The 14,119-nt window shown below is 65.7% G+C and carries 14 protein-coding genes and 1 tRNA gene; 10 read left to right on the top strand and 5 right to left on the bottom strand.

The window, feature by feature from the left end:
• Positions 1–985 (top strand): restriction endonuclease subunit S (locus LY625_RS12170; RefSeq protein ID WP_233740580.1); only part of this gene is annotated, 985 nt, incomplete at its 5' end.
• A 74-nt stretch (positions 986–1,059) separates the two neighbouring features.
• Here the strand turns inward: LY625_RS12170 and LY625_RS12175 are convergent.
• Together LY625_RS12175 and LY625_RS12180 are read right to left on the bottom strand one after the other, a co-directional pair.
• Positions 1,060–2,457: a UvrD-helicase domain-containing protein gene (locus tag LY625_RS12175; protein WP_233740581.1), complete on the bottom strand. Its 1,398-nt coding sequence runs from the start codon at positions 2,455–2,457 to the stop codon at positions 1,060–1,062.
• Entirely contained in the window at positions 2,450–4,177 is a 1,728-nt protein-coding gene (locus tag LY625_RS12180; RefSeq protein WP_233740582.1) for an ATP-binding protein, read from the bottom strand. The genes LY625_RS12175 and LY625_RS12180 overlap by 8 nt, the downstream gene beginning before the upstream one ends.
• Positions 4,178–4,540: 363 nt before the next feature.
• Between LY625_RS12180 and LY625_RS12185 the strand changes: the two genes are divergently transcribed.
• Positions 4,541–4,846 (top strand): tyrosine-type recombinase/integrase, encoded by a 306-nt coding sequence (locus LY625_RS12185; protein ID WP_233740630.1) that lies wholly within the window; start codon positions 4,541–4,543, stop codon positions 4,844–4,846.
• Between the two features lie 30 nt (positions 4,847–4,876).
• On the opposite strand, the gene LY625_RS12190 is transcribed toward LY625_RS12185, so the two are convergent.
• Positions 4,877–8,005: a type I restriction endonuclease subunit R gene (locus LY625_RS12190; protein WP_233740583.1), complete on the bottom strand. Its 3,129-nt coding sequence runs from the start codon at positions 8,003–8,005 to the stop codon at positions 4,877–4,879.
• 127 nt (positions 8,006–8,132) lie between these two features.
• On the opposite strand from LY625_RS12190, the gene LY625_RS12195 reads away from it, so the two are divergent.
• Positions 8,133–9,269 carry a Fic family protein gene (locus tag LY625_RS12195; RefSeq protein WP_233740584.1) on the top strand — a complete coding sequence of 379 codons (1,137 nt, stop codon included), beginning with the start codon at positions 8,133–8,135 and terminating at the stop codon, positions 9,267–9,269.
• A 67-nt stretch (positions 9,270–9,336) separates the two neighbouring features.
• Here LY625_RS12195 and LY625_RS12200 read toward each other — a convergent pair.
• Positions 9,337–9,413 (bottom strand) — tRNA-Met (locus tag LY625_RS12200).
• Positions 9,414–9,555: 142 nt separating this feature from the next.
• On the opposite strand from LY625_RS12200, the gene LY625_RS12205 reads away from it, so the two are divergent.
• From LY625_RS12205 to bfr, 3 genes are all read left to right on the top strand, one after another.
• Entirely contained in the window at positions 9,556–10,140 is a 585-nt protein-coding gene (locus LY625_RS12205; RefSeq protein WP_233740585.1) for an RNA pyrophosphohydrolase, read from the top strand.
• A gap of 68 nt (positions 10,141–10,208) precedes the next feature.
• Positions 10,209–10,412: a (2Fe-2S)-binding protein gene (locus tag LY625_RS12210; protein ID WP_233740631.1), complete on the top strand. Its 204-nt coding sequence runs from the start codon at positions 10,209–10,211 to the stop codon at positions 10,410–10,412.
• 135 nt (positions 10,413–10,547) lie between these two features.
• Positions 10,548–11,018, top strand: a complete 471-nt coding sequence (bfr, locus tag LY625_RS12215; protein ID WP_233740586.1) for a bacterioferritin — start codon at positions 10,548–10,550, stop codon at positions 11,016–11,018.
• On the opposite strand, the gene LY625_RS12220 is transcribed toward bfr, so the two are convergent.
• Positions 11,008–11,586: a DUF4126 domain-containing protein gene (locus LY625_RS12220; protein ID WP_233740587.1), complete on the bottom strand. Its 579-nt coding sequence runs from the start codon at positions 11,584–11,586 to the stop codon at positions 11,008–11,010. The two genes, bfr and LY625_RS12220, sit on opposite strands and share 11 nt — an antisense overlap.
• A gap of 68 nt (positions 11,587–11,654) precedes the next feature.
• Between LY625_RS12220 and LY625_RS12225 the strand changes: the two genes are divergently transcribed.
• The 4 genes from LY625_RS12225 (at position 11,655) to erpA (ending at position 14,096) form a co-directional block, all read left to right on the top strand.
• Positions 11,655–12,392, top strand: a complete 738-nt coding sequence (locus LY625_RS12225; protein WP_233740588.1) for a DUF4349 domain-containing protein — start codon at positions 11,655–11,657, stop codon at positions 12,390–12,392.
• The gene (locus LY625_RS12230) at positions 12,393–12,818 is read left to right on the top strand and encodes a polymer-forming cytoskeletal protein (RefSeq protein ID WP_343223492.1); all 426 of its coding nucleotides are present in this window, start codon (positions 12,393–12,395) and stop codon (positions 12,816–12,818) included.
• 114 nt (positions 12,819–12,932) lie between these two features.
• The gene (locus tag LY625_RS12235; protein ID WP_233740589.1) at positions 12,933–13,652 is read left to right on the top strand and encodes a DUF6776 family protein; all 720 of its coding nucleotides are present in this window, start codon (positions 12,933–12,935) and stop codon (positions 13,650–13,652) included.
• A 54-nt stretch (positions 13,653–13,706) separates the two neighbouring features.
• Positions 13,707–14,096, top strand: a complete 390-nt coding sequence (gene erpA / locus LY625_RS12240) for an iron-sulfur cluster insertion protein ErpA (RefSeq protein WP_233740590.1) — start codon at positions 13,707–13,709, stop codon at positions 14,094–14,096.
• Positions 14,097–14,119: the final 23 nt, after the last annotated feature.

Raw genomic sequence — 14,119 nt, forward strand, 5'->3', positions numbered from 1 at the left:
TTATTATTGGCTCCAGGATATGTATCAATCTGGTCGAGCCGCCGCATACGAGAACCAATCGACCGGAATCAGTAACTTTCAGTTCGAGCGATTTCTGGACGCCGAGGCAATCGTGCTTCCGGACCTTGGTACCCAGCAGCACGTGGTAGAAATGCTGGCGTCGATCGATGACCGCATCGACAATTTGCGTCAAACCAACGCCACCCTCGAAGCCATCGCCCAATCCCTGTTCAATTCCTGGTTCATGGACTTCGACCCCGTCCGCGCTAAAGCCGATGGTCGCCAGCCCGAAGACATGGACGCCGCCACCGCCGCGCTGTTTCCCAGCGAGTTTGAAGATTCCGAGCTCGGCCCAACTCCGAAAGGTTGGCAGATCGATGAGATCGGAAAGCTGGTGGACTGCCTTGGTGGCGCAACGCCCAGCACAAAGAATGACGCGTTCTGGAACGGAGGCGTTCATCATTGGGCCACGCCAAAGGATTTGTCTGGGCTTGGCAGCCCTGTGCTGATGGATACCGGGCGCAAGCTGACCGACGCAGGCATCGCGAAGATTAGTAGCGGCCTGTTGCCAGCAGGCACCTTGCTCATGTCGTCGCGGGCGCCGATCGGATATCTCGCCATCGCGGCGATGCCTGTCGCGGTGAATCAGGGGTTCATTGCCATGCCACCCGGCGGTCAGTTATCCCCAACGTTCCTGCTGTTCTGGTGCCAGGCCAACATGGAACTGATCGAGCAGAGCGCGAACGGCTCCACATTCATGGAGATCAGCAAGAAGGCGTTCCGCCCGCTCCCCGTCCGTGTTCCGCCTCCCGAACTACTCGAGGCTTTCGAGTGCATTGTGGGTGCGCTCATAGCACGCATTATGGAGAACGAGCGGCACAGACTCTGCCTGGAAGAAGCCCGCGACACCCTTCTCCCCCGCTTGATCTCCGGCCAGCTCCGCCTCCCCGAAATCGAGGGCGTAGTTGACGACGTGTCCGCGTGAAGGGCGCGCCGTATCCGCTCAAAGGCTGCTTTCGGCCAGAAGCGGACACTCAGTTATGGTGACTCATGGTTCTTTCAATGAGTTGGCACAGGGAGCCGGATGATTCGTTCTGACGATGAAATGGTCAACGACTGAGTGGCCCGAGAAATTGCAACGTAAAAGAGCTTCGCCTGGGCTTGACGCTCGTTGGCGAAATGGGCTGCGTCGGGGATGACGACATGATCGAACTCCAGACCTTTCAGCAGTAGTGGGGTCGAAACTGTGCGCTTGGGGAGCTTCCTGCCCGAGTTGCTGACCCGCTGTCGAACACTGAGGGCCGCCACCGCCATAGTGGCCGCACGTCCTGCCGCGAGATCTACGGTCGCGCGCTCGGCGTCCCGCCATAGCTCGTTTCGAAACAGCTTCCACCGCGAGCGTCTACGCGAAAGTATGAACAGCTGTGCGAGTGCACCCGCGCCGTCGCCTTCCCCAAGGCCTGGTACAAGGTCTCGCATCGCTTGCTGGACAGCGTCGTCTTCGGAATCGATCGGCTCTCCTTCTACCGCAGGCTTCTTGTGGAAGCAGTCATCGATGAGCCTGGTGAACGCTTGCAACCGTCCTGTGCAATCGGTCGCTCGGTCCCATGCGGATGCGAAGTCGCGAAGCCGGTTGGCGGCGACTTCTTCGATGGCTTGGTAGCCGCCATTAGCCGCTCTTGCCAGCCGGTAGCAGATCGTCTTGTGGCAATGGATGGCGGCAAAGCTGCCTTCCTTTCCGTCGATGCCGTCGAACAATGTGGCCATGTCAAAGGCATTGTCGGACTCGCGATAGATAATTCGTGGGTCGGACAGGTCGATGGCGTGGCCTCGCATGAGCTTCTCACGAGTCTCCGCGATCCAATGCCCAAGCTCCGGGTTCTTGCCTGCCCAGCGATGGGGCGTTTCAAGTGTGCCTGCAAGAGGGAAGCTTGGATGAATCTCGTGATCCCAACTCAGAGTTGCGCCGGCGAACTCAAAGATTCCCTGCATGGGGTCGCCGAAGATCAAGGTCGGAACGATGCCCGAGAGCTCGATCGCGAGCTGGTGCTGCAAGCCGTGGCAATCTTGATACTCGTCGATCAGGATTCGGTCGTAGGAGGCTGCGACGACTTCGCGGACCGCATTGACCCCGAGGGCCCATGTCGCGCCGCGATAGAGCTGATTCCATTGTTCTCCGGTCTGGGGCATGCCGTCGGATGGCTGAGCCACTCCAGGGAAGGCATGGGCATAGCGCGTGCACCAGCCGGCGATAGTATCGACGGCAACCCTGCTGTGCGTTATTCCCAGCCGCTTCAATCGGGCGCGGATTGCGTGCACCCCTGCATGCGTGTGGGTCAGGATCAGAGCGCGACGCCCCATTGTGGCGACTTTGGCGATGATCTCTGTCTTGCCATGACCAGCGGGAGCAACCACGGCGGCGTTGCCCAGCGCGAACAGATCGACGGCATCAGGCATACATCCAAGCCTCGACTTGGGCGAGTGCTGTAGCCAAGGGGGAAGCGTCGTTTCCAGTGGCAATGCGCCAAACCAAAGGAGCAAGGCCTCGGGCTATGCGTTGATCCTTGAACCACTTCTTGCGTGCTGCAACTTCGGCGATGGCTTCTCGGAGCTGCACACCGTCCATTGCCGAAAAGAACTCCCAAACGTCGAAGTCGCCTCGAATTGTCGCGATGTCTACGTCGGAGATCTTGATGCTGAGGTTGTTGTTGACGGCATCATCGCCACGCACTTCCCGCGCGTAGGTCAGTAACTCTTGGACCATCGGGTCGGTTGACGCCGAGAAGATCGCCTGCTCAGTGTTCAGGCCACCGCCATACTCAAAAATGGGGACCCCTGCCGCCGCCAAGTCGGTGAGAACGGCAGGTGCCAGAGCAGTGTCTGAATCGCGATAAACGGCGGTAGCGTAGCCCAAGCCCGCTAGAGCGAGCGCCATCGAACACGCCTGTTCACCATTGCCGTCGGCGATTGCTGCGCCCAGCTGCTCGATGGGACGATTGCCTCGGCGCGCTGGCCAGTTCTCGCGCAGCCCAAGAAGAAGACCCAGCTCGGTGTTCCCCTCTGTCACCAGGATGCGTCGTGCAAACAGCGCTCTCGGTGTGAAGCGCATGAGCGGTCGGATGGTTTCTGGCGCGCTAGGGCGCGTGACGGCCGTACGCCGCTCCGGCCGTGAAACCTGGACCACTCGCAAGCTGTCCGTACCGGCTTCGCCCAAAGCCACGTCTGAGTGCGTAGTCATGAGGATCTGCCCAGCGGGCTTACGTGCCTCCAGGGACTTGACCTGATCGGCCTTCAGTTGAGCGATAGCTCCGATGATCCGATGGGGTTCGAGCCCGTGCTCGATCTCATCAATAAGCACGATCGCGCCCTCGGCAATCGCGGATTTCTGGATCGCCAGAGTAGTGAGGCGGCGCGTGCCCAGCCCTGCCAAGCGCAGCGGGACACCGCTGTCGTGCAGAGCGATGGAACCTGAAGACAAGCCGGAGCGCCCTAACTCCAACCCAGGCTCGTAAGCGCCCTCGACGTAGGCACCCAAGCCCTTAGCGAACTGCTCGGCCATCTCCGCCGTGTCGGCCAAGGATTCGATGTCGCCCAAATTAGCGCTCGCGCGGGCGGCGCGGTAGGCCTCCGCCAAGCGGGATGCCGCCTCTTTGTTGTCGCCAGTGAGCCTGGACAACACCGAACCTTGGCCCCAAGCCAGGTGCCGGGCGTCATCGCCAGCGAGCCGCACCAGCCCGAACAATGCCCGGTCGCGATTGGACAGCACACGCGAACCCTCGATACGGTCGCACACCAGCTCCCACGCCGGCTCCATCGTGGCGTCGACTGTGAGACGAACAGTCAGCACCGATTCGTCATCTTCTTCGGGCTCGTCGCGCAGGTCTCCGGAAGTCGTCCATCCGCGGATGTATAGCCCTAGTCGCTCGTCGGACTTGAGTGCCTTGGACAGCTCGCCGACCGTGGCTTCGATGACGATGGAATGGGAGGTATCACAGCCCAGGAAGTCGGATTCAGTGAAGGAGAACCAGCGCGACGAGAGCGCCGCCTCGGCCGCGTCAAGCAACGTAGACTTGCCAGAGTCTCCCGCACCGATCAGGCAGCAAAACGGCGAATCTGGAATCCAGTCGAGGGTTGCGATGCCTCGAAAATTCGAAACTTTGAGATGTCGAATCTGCATACGTCCCCTAGTTCATGCTCCAGAGCTTCCACTCCAGGATCAATGCAGGGTACGCCACAGCTTGCAGGGACTCCAATACCAGCAGTTAAAGCCGCACCCTAGAAGCACCCGAATCCGACATCGAATGTTTGCAGTGGGTCGCATCACGTCCATCTTTCAAACATAGGCGAACCCTGACCACCCCCTTCAACAGGAGTTGGTCATGGTAAGCCCTCACACATCTCAGAACCACGAGCCCCGGAACAAGGGAAAGCTGATCGGCCAGAAGGCAAGCTGAAAGACATCTGGGCTATCCGGATCAGGCTTCAACTCGGCCACAAGATCCGCGACCTCGCCCTGTTCAACCTTGCGATTGACTCAAAGCTGCGCGCCTGCGATCTGATGAAGCTCCGGGTATCCGATGTCTCCCATGGCAGCCAGATAGCATCCCGCGCCATGGTGATGCAACAGAAAACGGGGCGACCGGTCCAGTTCGAAATCACCGCGATGACACGTGAAGCCGTCCAGGCTTGGATCCAGAAGGCCGACCTGAGCCCCTCGGACTTCCTTTTCACCAGCCTGGTCACTGACTCACCTCACCTGTCGACGAGGCAGTACGCAAGGATCGTCCATCGATGGGTCGAGGATGCGGGCTGCGAACCCAAACCCAGACTCACCTTGCGCAGCTAATCGGACGTCGGCTTTGGGTCGAAAGCAGCCTCATTCTGTCCACGAATCCGCCAACAATTCCGCCTGCGCAATCACCTTCTCAATCGCCTCCGGATGCTTGTCCGGTGGGTATTTGTGCGTCGCGAGCAGCACCTTGACCATCGCCACCATCTTCGCCCGTGAGTCCTTCCGGTTCTGCCAGTTGATCGTCGCCGAGTTGCGCAGCTTGTCCGTCAGCTCCTGGGCCAGCGCGCGCAGGGTGGGGTGGCCGAGTTCGCGCACGGCGGATTCGTTCTCCGCCAGCGCCTGGTAGAAGGCGAACTCCTCCTCGCTCATGCCGTCGGGCGGGCGTGCTTCGTTGATCTCCCTGGCCAGGCGGATCAACTCCTCGATGACCTCCACCGTGGTCAGGCCGCGGTTCTGGTAGCGGTTGATCGCTTCTTCCAGCCGGGTAGCGAACTCCTTGCCCTGCAGCGCGTTCTTCTGGCCACGTGAGCGGATCTGGTCGGCCAACAGCCGTTCCAGCAGCTCGGCGGCCAGGTTCTTCGTCGGCATTTCCCGGATCTGGGCCAGGAACCGCTCGTCCAGCAGGCTGATGTCCGGCTTCTCCAGCCCCAGCGTGCTGTAGAGGTCGTTGACGCCTTCGACCAGCACGCCCTTGGCCACCAGCTGGCGCAGCGCGGCCTCTTTCTCCAGCCGCGACATGCCGCCGGCCGAGCGGGTCAGCTTGATCAGGCTCACCCGTACCGCCTGGAAGAAGGCGATCTCCTCGCGCACTGCCATGGCCTCAGCCCGGGTGCCGGCCAGGGCCTGCGCCCGGGTGAGCTTGGCGACCTGGTCCAGGTAGGCCCGCACGCCGCGGTTTCGGCCCTTGTCGTCGGATTCTGGATCAAGCTTGAGGATGTGCTCCATCGCCGGCGCCAGCAGCGCCAAGGCCCGTTTCGGATCCTCGAATCCGCTGTAGTCGAAACCTGCGAAGAATTCCTTGCGGATGACGTCGAGCGTATCGAGCAGAATGCCCAGCGCGGCGCCGGAGGTATCCACCGGCTCGCGCTCCGCGCCGCTGTCGCTGGTGTACTGGCGGATGGCCTTCTTCAGCTCCTCGCCGATGCCGATGTAGTCCACCACCAAGCCGCCGGGCTTGCCCTTCCAGATGCGGTTGGTGCGGGCGATCGCCTGCATCAGGCCGTGGCCCTGCATGGGCTTGTCCACGTACAGGGTGTGCACGGGCGGGGCGTCGAAGCCGGTCAGCCACATGTCGCGCACGATCACCAGCTCCAGCGGCACCTCGTTCGGCTTCAGCTCGTCAGGTGACTGCTTGAAGCGCTTCTCCAGCAGCTTGCGGTCGGCCTTGTCGGTGCGGTGCGGCTGGAAGTGCGGCGGGTCGGCCGAGCTGCCGGTCATCACCACCTTGATCCGGCCGCTGTTGATGTCGTCCGAGTGCCAGTCCGGGCGCAGCTTGACGATCTCGTTGTACAGGCGCACCGCGGCCTCGCGCGAGACGGCCACGATCATCGCCTTGCCGGCCACCGATTGCTTGCGCGCCTCCCAGTGCTGCACCAGGTCTTCGGCCAGGGTTGTCATCCGGCCATCGGCCATGGCCAGCGCTTCCAGCCGGGTATGGCGGCTGGCGGTGCGGTCCTGCTCGGCCTCGTCCTCGTCGACTGTAGCGTCAAGGAACTCGTCCATCAGCGCCTGCTTCTCGGCCTCGTTGAAGCGCAGCTCGATGATCCGGGACTCGTAGCTGACCGGCACCACCGCCTCGTCTTCCTGGGCGGCGATCATGTCGTAGACGTCGACGTAGCTGCCGAAGACCGCTTCGGTATCGCGGTCGTCCAGGCTCACCGGGGTGCCGGTCATGCCCAGGTAGATGGCCTTGGGCAGTGCGTCGCGCATGTACTTGGCCAGGCCGTATTTGGTCTGGCCGGTCTTGGTATCCATGTCGGCGCGGAAGCCGTACTGGGTGCGGTGCGCCTCGTCGGCGATCACCACCACGTTGTCACGCTTGCACAGCACCGGCACCGAAGTCTGGCCCGGCTCGGGCGCGAACTTGTTGATGGTGGTGAAGAACACGCCGCCGGCCTGAACCTCGGACAGCATCCGGCGCAGGTCCTCGCGGCTGTCGGCCTGCACCGGCGTGGCGCGCAGCGACCAAGCGCTGTCGGCGAAGGTCTCGTAGAGCTGGCCGTCGAGGTCGTTGCGGTCGGTGACCATCACCACGGTCGGGTTGCGGAACTCCGGCCGGTCGCGCAGCGCCATCACGTAGAACAGCGCCAGCAGCGACTTGCCCGAGCCCTGGGTGAACCAGATCACCCCGCCCTTGCCGTCCTTGCGCTGGGTGAGCGCCTCTACCGCACGCTCCACCGCCTTCTTCACCCCGTGGTACTGGTGCCACTGGGCGATGATCTTGAAGCTGGTGCCGCCGTCGGCCCCGCCGTAGGCGACGAAGCCGCGGAAAAAATCCAGCAGCGTCGCGGGCTTGAGCAGGCCGCGCATCAGTACTTCCAGCGCCAGCTGCTCCTTGCCGACCTTCTTTCCATCCAGCAGCCGCCAGCGCGAGTAGCGCGACAGGTCCGCGCTCAGCGAGCCGTAGCGCGCGACCGTGCCATCGGAGACCACGTTGAGCAGGTTGAACCAGAACAGCTGCGGGATTTCGGCCTTGTAGTTCTGGATCTGGTTCCAGGCGGCCACATGGTCGGCATTGAGATCGGCCGGGTTCTTCAGCTCGATCACTACCAGCGGCAGGCCGTTGACGAACAGCACGATGTCGGGCCGCCGCAGCTTCGCGCCCTGCACGGTGAACTGGCGGACGGCCAGCAGGTCGTTGTCGCCGCTGAAGTCGATCACCGGGACCCGCAGGACCTCCCGTCGGCCATCGCTTGCGGTGCGCTCAAGGGGCACGCCGTTTCGCAGCCAGTCGTAGACCTCGCGATTGCCGTCGACCAGGGACTGGTGGCCGTAGCCGGCGACCTTGGCGACCACGGCGTCGACTTCGGCTGCCGACAGTGCCGGGTTGAGGCGCGTGGCGGCCTCTTGCAGCCGGGGAGCCAATACGACTTCGGACCAGCGCTCGCGCGCCTGGAGCTCACCACCGGGTGCGACCGCCTCACCTTCCATGACCGTCCAGCCCACGCTGGCCAGCCAGTCCAGACAGGCGTCTTCGAGGTGGTTTTCCTTCATGCCCGGCGCCGCTCCAGCTTTCCCCTCCGGGCAGTATGCCGCCGAACGATTTGGGCGTTGGTGGACCACGTGAATAAACGGTACATTCGCCGCATGCTGTGCGGTGAATGTGTGGCATATTCGCCGCATGAGCACCGGAAGCCCTTGGATCTGGCAGCAGAGCGGCTGGCCCGAGCTGACCTTCGACGCGGCGGCGCTGGCGCTGCCGCTCGAAACGGTGGCCCAGGCCATCGGCAGGTTGCATGGGCGGGTCGGAGTGCTGCATGACGCCGACCGTGACCGGGCCGCCCTGGCCGGACTGATGCACGACGTCATCGAATCCAGCGCGATCGAAGGCGAGCGCCTGGACGTGGAGGCGGTGCGCTCTTCTCTCGCCCGCCGCCTGGGCGTGGACATGGGCGGAGCGGCGCGCATGGACCGGCACGCGGACGGCGTGGTGGAGATGACCCTCGATGCCACGCGCAACGCCGGCGCGCCACTGACGGCCAAGCGGTTGCAGGCGTGGCAGGCGGCGCTGTTCCCCACCGGTCGGAGCGGCCTGTCTGAAATACGCGTGGGGCAATGGCGCGATGACGGCGACGGCCCCACGCAGGTGGTGTCCGGGCCCATCGGCAGGCAGCGGGTGCACTTTGAAGCGCCGCCCGCCGCGGTGCTCGACGGGGAAGTCGCGAAATTCCTGGAGTGGGTGGAGGCGCCTTCGGGCACGCCCGGAATCCTGAGGGCCGGCCTGGCGCACCTCTGGTTCGTCACCCTGCATCCTGTCGATGACGGGAACGGCCGCGTCGCACGCGCCGTCGGTGACCTGATGCTGTCCCGCGCGGATGGCGAACCCTATCGCTACTACAGCCTGTCCGCGCAGATCCAAGCCGAGCGCAACGCGTACTACGACATCCTGGAGCGGACCCAGCGCGGCGGCCTGGACGTCACTGCGTGGCTGTCGTGGTTCCTGCGTTGCCTTCTGCGCGCGGTGCGACGATCCGACGCGGAGCTCGACCGGGTCCTGGCCAAGGTCCTGTTCTGGCAGCGCGTGGCGGATGTACCGTTGACCGGACGCCAGGTAAAGGCGCTCAACAAGGTTCTCGACGAATTCGAGCAGCCGGTGACCAACCGCAAGTGGGCGGCGCTGACGCGTACCTCATCCGACACCGCCCTGCGCGACCTGCGCGCGCTGGTGGAAGCGGGGGTCCTGGAGCGCGCCGATACGGGAGGGCGCTCCTCTGCGTACTGGCTGAAGGGGATACCGCCCCCACGCGCGGAAGACTGACGCCGGACCACCACGCCGGACACAAAAAAACCCGCGAAAATCGCGGGCTTGCGTGGGTTCCCGTGGATGGTGGCTATGGGTGGACTCGAACCACCGACCCCAGCATTATGAGTGCTGTGCTCTAACCGGCTGAGCTACATAGCCATGGGAACCGGCAATTTTCCGCCTCCCGGCCCCGGCTGTCAATTGCCAGTTGCAATGCCGGCTGACCCGGCGGGTCTTGCCTTGCTGCCCACGGGGCCCCGTGGCAGAGTCGATCGCAGGTGACGCTTCGGGAGTTCGCGTCGTGATCGATCCGGACGGCTTTCGGCCCAACGTGGGCATCGTGCTGATGCACGGCGACGGGCGCCTGTTCTGGGCGCGGCGGGTGCGGCGTGACGGGTGGCAGTTCCCGCAGGGCGGGATGAACACCGACGAGACGCCGGTCGAGGCGATGTACCGCGAATTGCACGAGGAGACCGGGCTGCTGCCGCGGCACGTTGAGGTGCTCGGGGCGACGCCGGGCTGGTTGCGTTACCGGCTGCCGGAGCGGTCGATCCGCCGGCACGAACGGCTGGTGTGCATCGGCCAGAAGCAGGTGTGGTTCCTGTTGCGGCTGACCGGTTGCGAGGGCGACGTGCGCCTGGACCTGACCGACACCCCCGAGTTCGACCACTGGCGCTGGGTGGACTTCTGGTACCCGGTGGAGCACGTGGTGATGTTCAAGCGCGGGGTCTACGCGCGCGCGCTGCGGCACCTGGCCCCGTTCGCGCGGCAGGTGGCCGGCGATGGCGCGGTCCCGCCGCCGCGTCCGGACCTGCCGGGTATCGGCCGTGACCGGCCCAGGGCACGCGCAGGCGGAGGCGGTTTCCAGCGCGTTGCCCGTGGTTAATTGACAATCATTCGCATTGGTAGTGGAATGGCCCGGCAGCGATCCGGGCTGCGCCAGTGCCTTCTGCCGTGTACGTCTGCATCTGCAACGCCGTAACCGACCATGACATCCGCGCCGCCGCCGAGGCCGGCTGCACCAACCTGGCCGGGCTGACCATGCGCACCGGGGCGGGCGCCTGCTGCGGCAGCTGCGTCGAGTCCGCCACGCAGGTGCTGGCCGAGGCCCGCGCGGCCATCGAACTGCCGCTGGTCCTGCTCGACCGGGCGGCCTGATCCACACCGGTCCCGCCGCTGCCTGGTCCGCCGGACCGGCGCTGCCCGCCCATGCGGATGCACCCGATTCGCGTTCCGTCATTGCTTTGCGAACGTCGCTAGAGTGGGGCAATTCCACTGCGACGGAGCACGGTCATGAAGGGCGATCCCAAGGTCATCGGCTATCTCAACAAGGCGCTCTACAACGAGCTGACCGCCATCAACCAGTACTTCCTGCACGCCAAGATGCTGAAGAACTGGGGCCTGAAGGAACTCGCCGAGCACGAGTACCACGAGTCGATCGACGAGATGAAGCACGCCGACCAGCTTGCCGATCGGATCCTGTTCCTGGAGGGGCTGCCGAACTTCCAGGCACTGGGCAAGCTGCGCATCGGCGAGGGACCGCGCGAGATCATGGAGTGCGACCTGGCGCTCGAGATGGACGCGGTGCCGCTGCTGCGCGAGGCGATCGCCTATTGCGAGAGCGTCAGTGACTACGTCAGCCGCGACCTGTTCTCCGACATCCTCGAGTCGGAGGAGGAGCACATCGACTGGATCGAGACCCAGCTGGAGCTGATCGCCCGGATCGGAGAGCCGAATTACCTGGCGCAGCAGATCAGGGATTGAGGCCGGGCTTGCGGCGGAACACCAGGCGCCACAGGCACCACAGCAGGGCGGCTATCGCCAGGGTGACCAGCGCGGCCAGCGACAGGGCGACCCACGGATGGGCGAACACCAGGGCCAGGCCGCCGACCACGGCCACGTCCTCGCCGACCGAGGCGGTCCAGTTGCTGAGCGGTTCGGGCGAGGTGTTGATCACCGCCCGTGAACCGGCTTTCAGCACGTGGCTGCCCAGTGCCACCACGGCGCCGGTCAGCATCGCCCCGCCGCCCAGCTCGCCGTCGGGCGACAGCGTGGCCGCCGCCAGGAAGGCGCCCGCCGGGACCCGGGCCAGGGTGTTGAACAGGTCCCAGGCGGAGTCCACGCCCGGGATCTTGTCGGCGAAGAATTCCACTGCCGCCAGCAGGCCGCACAGGCCGAGCACCCAGGGCGAGGTGGTGGCCTCCAGCGCCTGTGGCAGGTCCAGCCAGCCGAAGTACCCGGCCAGGCCGACGCCGAACACCGTCAGGTAGGCGCGCACGCCGGCGAGCCAGGCCAGCACCACGCCAATTGCGAACAGGTGCGCATCCGTCATGGCGCAAACCCCGTAGACTCGGGCCCCGAGTATATGGGGACCGCGGGCGCGCATGCGCCCCCGTGCACATGGACATACCCGGGGAAATCCAACGCTACCAGGTGGTGCGGCAAGCGCCGCGCCGCCGCCTGTTGCGGCCCGCGCTGGCCTGCGGCTGGGTGCTGAGCCTGGTCGCCGCGTGGGCGGCGGCCAGCTGGCACGCCGCGCCGGTGCAGGCGCTGGCGATTCCCGGCACCGGGGCCGCGGCGCTGCGCGGGGAACTGCAATCGGCCACCGCCGAGGTCGAGCGGCTGCGCCAGCAGCACGTGCTGCTGGAGAGGTCCGACCAGGTCAGTCGCGCCGCCAACCGCGCGATCCAGCAGGAGCTCGCCGAGCGCGAGGGCGAGATCGCCCGGCTGAAGGCGGACCTGGCGTTCTACGAGCGCATCGCCGCCGGGGACGCACCGCGCCAGGACCTGAACGTGCACTCGGCGGAGTTCAGCCCGCAGGCCGGTGGCAGCTGGAACTACGACATCGTGCTGACCCAGGGCATCGAGCGCGCCTCGGCCAGCCGCGGCCAGCTGCGCTTCACCATCGAAGGGGTGCAGGACGGGCGCCTGGCCAGTCTCGACTGGAACACCCTCCACCAGCGCGAGGACGCCCCGGCGCAGTCCTTCGCCTTCCGTTACTTCCAGCGCCTGCACGGCAGCGTGATGCTGCCCGACGGCTTCACGCCGCAGCGGGTGCGGGTATCGCTGCGTGGCCCGGACACCAGCCTCGAGCAGGCCCTGGCCTGGGTGCAGCCCAATTCCCGAGGGGATGCCTGAATGTTCAAGAGCAACAAGCCGATCGCGGTCGATGGCCCGGTCGAGACCCTGATCGGCCCCAAGGTCGTGCTGCAGGGGGACCTGCACTTCGACGGGGGCCTGTACATCGAGGGACGGGTGGTCGGACGGGTGATCGCCGGCGAAGACGCCAAGGCGATCGTCACCCTGGCCGAGGGCGGCAGCATCCAGGGCGAGGTCCGCGCCCCGGTGGTGGTCATCAATGGCCAGGTCGACGGCGACATCCACGCCAGCGGCCGGGTCCAGTTGGCGCCCAAGGCGCGGATCACCGGCGACGTGCATTACCAGGTGGTGGAGATGGCCGCCGGCGCGGTGCTCACCGGGCGGCTGGTCCATGCCGCGCACGACGCGCTCCGGGACACGGCGGAACCTGAAGCAAGGGCGAACCTCACCGCGGTTTCCGGCTGACCCTCACGCCGGTCGGGGTAGTCTGGGCGCCGGTCCACACCCGGTGCCCCGATGGCCGTCCCGCCACCTGGACAACCCGAACCCGAGAATTCCGCGCCACCGGCAGGCGAGCCCGTGTCGGGCGCCTTCGTGTCCCTGCGGGCACTGGCGATCGCCGCCGGGGTGCTGTTGCTGGCGCTGCTGTTCGGACTGTGGGGCGTGTGGCGCACGTTCTCGCCGGCCGCCGGCGACCTGCGCGGCGAACTCGCGCGTGCCGAGCGCCAGCTGGAGCAGGCCCGCACCGAACTGGCCGGCGAGCAGCAGAAGAGCGCGACCCTGTCACGCTCGGACCAGATCAGCCGCGACGCGAACCGGGAGCTGCAGGGCGCCCTGGCGGTGCGCGACGAGGAAATCGCCGGCCTGCGGGCGGACGTGGCCTTCTACGAGCGGCTGGTCGGCTCCACCAGCCAGCGCCGCGGCCTGAGCGTGCACGCCATCCGCATGCAGCCGCAGAGCGACAGCGCCTGGCATTTCGACACCACCCTGACCCGCAACCTCGACCGCGAGGTGGTCAGCGAGGGTCGCCTGAGCCTGTCGATCGAGGGATCGCAGGGCGGGCGGCTGCAGACCCTGGAGTGGAACCAGCTCCGCCAGCAGCCCGATGCCGAAGGGGTGGAGTTCTCGTTCCGCTATTTCCAGCAGGTGAGCGGCGATGTGTTCCTGCCCGCGGGCTTCGAGCCGGTGCGGGTGAACGTCCACCTGCGTCCGCAGTCGGGGCCTGATGTCGAGCAGTCCTTCACCTGGGCCGACGCGACGCGGGCGCAGGCCGGCCAGGGTCCGCGGGCGGTGGAATGAACCATCCACGGGATGGTGCTTGAATGGCGCCGGCGCGCGCCCCATGCTGACGGGATGGAAAGCCAGATCGTCCCCCTGCCCGGCGTCGACGACGCGCCCGACTACCACGCCATCGAGCGCCCGCTCGAATTCACCCCGGCCGCGGCGGCCAAGGTCGCCGAACTGGTGGCCAGCGAGGGCAACCCGGCGCTCAAGCTGCGGGTGTTCATCCAGGGCGGCGGCTGCTCGGGCTTCCAGTACGGCTTCGAGTTCGATGAAGAGCGCGCCGAGGACGACCTGGGCGTGGACACCGACGGCGTCACCCTGCTGGTCGACCCGCTGAGCCTGCAGTACCTGATGGGCGCGACGGTGGACTACACCGAGAGCCTGCACGGGGCCCAGTTCGTCATCCGCAACCCGAACGCGAAGACCACCTGCGGCTGCGGTTCCTCGTTCGCCGCGTGAGTGCGGACCGCGCGCCGTTCGGG

This window comes from Lysobacter sp. GX 14042, assembly GCF_021390425.1.
GTDB lineage: Bacteria > Pseudomonadota > Gammaproteobacteria > Xanthomonadales > Xanthomonadaceae > Novilysobacter.

Coding starts and splice junctions, on each gene's coding strand:
- LY625_RS12175 (WP_233740581.1), bottom strand. CDS start 2,457: ATGCCTGATGCCGTCGATCTGTTCGCGCTGGGCAACGCCGCCGTGGTT.
- erpA (WP_233740590.1), top strand. CDS start 13,707: ATGGAAAGCCAGATCGTCCCCCTGCCCGGCGTCGACGACGCGCCCGAC.
- LY625_RS12180 (WP_233740582.1), bottom strand. CDS start 4,177: ATGCAGATTCGACATCTCAAAGTTTCGAATTTTCGAGGCATCGCAACC.
- LY625_RS12220 (WP_233740587.1), bottom strand. CDS start 11,586: ATGACGGATGCGCACCTGTTCGCAATTGGCGTGGTGCTGGCCTGGCTC.
- LY625_RS12230 (WP_343223492.1), top strand. CDS start 12,393: ATGTTCAAGAGCAACAAGCCGATCGCGGTCGATGGCCCGGTCGAGACC.
- LY625_RS12195 (WP_233740584.1), top strand. CDS start 8,133: ATGAGCACCGGAAGCCCTTGGATCTGGCAGCAGAGCGGCTGGCCCGAG.
- LY625_RS12225 (WP_233740588.1), top strand. CDS start 11,655: ATGGACATACCCGGGGAAATCCAACGCTACCAGGTGGTGCGGCAAGCG.
- bfr (WP_233740586.1), top strand. CDS start 10,548: ATGAAGGGCGATCCCAAGGTCATCGGCTATCTCAACAAGGCGCTCTAC.
- LY625_RS12190 (WP_233740583.1), bottom strand. CDS start 8,005: ATGAAGGAAAACCACCTCGAAGACGCCTGTCTGGACTGGCTGGCCAGC.